The sequence below is a fragment of the Mycobacterium sp. genome, assembly GCF_019243155.1.
Lineage (GTDB): Bacteria > Actinomycetota > Actinomycetes > Mycobacteriales > Mycobacteriaceae > Mycobacterium.
In genome coordinates, this window is record NZ_JAFAUS010000400.1 from 1 (window position 1) to 2,262 (window position 2,262).

2 protein-coding genes are annotated in these 2,262 nt (G+C 66.7%); both read left to right on the forward strand.

The genetic code is table 11. The features are described 5' to 3' along the window. A partial coding sequence (lysA, locus tag JOZ00_RS20640) for a diaminopimelate decarboxylase (protein ID WP_293347256.1) occupies nucleotides 1-888 on the forward strand: 888 nt, incomplete at its 5' end. Nucleotides 889-891: 3 nt separating this feature from the next. After that, on the forward strand, nucleotides 892-2,217 hold the full coding sequence (locus JOZ00_RS20645; RefSeq protein WP_293347259.1) for a homoserine dehydrogenase: 1,326 nt from the start codon (nucleotides 892-894) through the stop codon (nucleotides 2,215-2,217). Nucleotides 2,218-2,262 lie beyond the last annotated feature (45 nt).

Consider the following 2,262-nt stretch of genomic DNA (forward strand, 5'->3'; position numbering starts at 1 on the left):
GGCGTCGTCCAGGACGTCTTCGTCCGCCTCACCGTCGGCGTCGAAGCACACACTCACGAATTCATCTCCACCGCGCACGAGGACCAGAAGTTCGGGTTGTCGGTGGCCAGCGGTGCGGCGATGGACGCGGTGGCACGGGTATTCGCCACCGACCACCTGCGGCTGGTCGGGCTGCACAGCCACATCGGCTCGCAGATCTTCGACGTCGCCGGTTTCGAACTGGCCGCGCACCGGGTGATCGGACTGCTGCACGAGGCCGTCAAACAATTCGGTGTCGACAAGACGGCGCAGATCTCGACCGTCGATCTTGGTGGCGGCCTGGGCATTTCGTACTTGGCGCCCGACGACCCACCCCCGATGGGCGAGCTCGCCGCCAAGTTGGGCGCCATTGTCAGCAGCGAGTCCGCGGCCGTCGGGCTGCCCACACCGAAGTTGGTGGTGGAGCCCGGACGCGCCATCGCCGGACCGGGCACCATCACGCTGTATGAAGTCGGCACCGTGAAGGACGTCGATGTGAGCACGACGGCGCACCGGCGATATGTCAGCATCGACGGCGGCATGAGCGACAACATCCGCACCGCGCTCTATGACGCGGAGTATGACGCGCGGCTCGTCTCGAGGGTCAGCGACTCCCCGGCGACGCTGGCCCGAATCGTCGGAAAGCACTGCGAGAGCGGCGACATCGTCGTGCGCGACACCTGGGTGCCCGGCGACCTGCGGCCCGGTGACCTGCTGGCCGTGGCCGCAACCGGCGCATACTGCTATTCGCTCTCGAGCCGGTACAACATGATCTGCCGGCCCGCCGTGGTAGCGGTGCGTAACGGGCGGTCGCGCCTGATTCTGCGCCGGGAGACGGTCGACGATCTACTGAGTCTGGAAGTGAGGTGACCTGTGCCCAGTGACGAAAAGCCGGTCGGTGTAGCTGTACTCGGGTTCGGCAACGTCGGCAGCGAAATCGTCCGAATCATCAAGGACAGCGCGGAAGACCTCGCGGCTCGCGTTGGTGCGCCTTTGGTGTTGCGCGGCATCGGGGTGCGCCGTGTTGCCGCCGACCGAGGTGTTCCGATCGAATTGCTCACCGACAACGTCGAAGAACTCGTCTCGCGTGACGACGTCGACATCGTCGTGGAGCTGATGGGGCCGGTGGAGCCATCCCGCAAGGCCATCCTGCGTGCCCTCGAGCACGGCAAGTCCGTCGTCACGGCCAATAAGGCGCTGCTGTCCATCTCCACCGGGGAACTGGCACAGGCCGCCGAAAGCGCCCATGTGGACCTGTATTTCGAGGCCGCGGTTGCCGGTGCCATCCCGGTTATCCGTCCGCTCACTCAGTCGCTGGCGGGTGACACGGTGCTGCGGGTCGCCGGCATCGTCAACGGCACCACGAACTACATCCTCTCCGCGATGGACAGCACCGGTGCCGACTATGACACCGCCCTGGGCGAGGCCAGCGCGCTGGGTTACGCCGAGGCGGATCCGACCGCCGACGTCGAAGGCTACGACGCCGCCGCCAAGGCTGCGATCCTGGCGTCCATCGCCTTTCACACGCGGGTGACCGCCGACGACGTCTATCGCGAAGGCATCACCAAGATCACTCCGGCCGACTTCGAGTCCGCGCGGGCGTTGGGCTGCACCATCAAGCTGCTGTCCATCTGCGAGCGCATCGAGGGCGACGACGGTCAGGAACGAGTCTCCGCCCGCGTCTATCCGGCGTTGGTTCCCCTGTCCCACCCGCTGGCCACCGTCAACGGGGCGTTTAACGCGGTCGTCGTCGAGGCGAAGGCGTCGGGACGGCTGATGTTCTACGGCCAGGGGGCCGGCGGCGCGCCCACCTCGTCCGCGGTGGCCGGCGACCTGGTGATGGCCGCGCGGAACCGGGTGCTGGGCAGTCGTGGTCCGAGGGAATCCAAGTATGCCCAACTGCCGGTGGCCCCAATGGGTTTCATCTCCACCCGCTATTACGTCAGCATGGATGTCGCCGACCGACCGGGTGTATTGGCCACGGTGGCAACGGAATTCGCCAAGCGTGAGGTCAGCATCGCCGAGGTCCGCCAGGAAGGCGTCGTCGACGAGGGCGGTCGACGAGTCGGAGCACGCGTTGTCGTGCTCACCCACACAGCCACCGACGCTGCGCTCTCTGAAACCGTCGAGGCGCTCGCGGATCTGGACGTCGTGCAGGGCGTGACGAGCGTGCTGCGTCTGGAAGGTTCAAGCCTGTGAGCGCCCCACGGACGGCCGTCCACAAGCCATGGCCGGGACTGATCG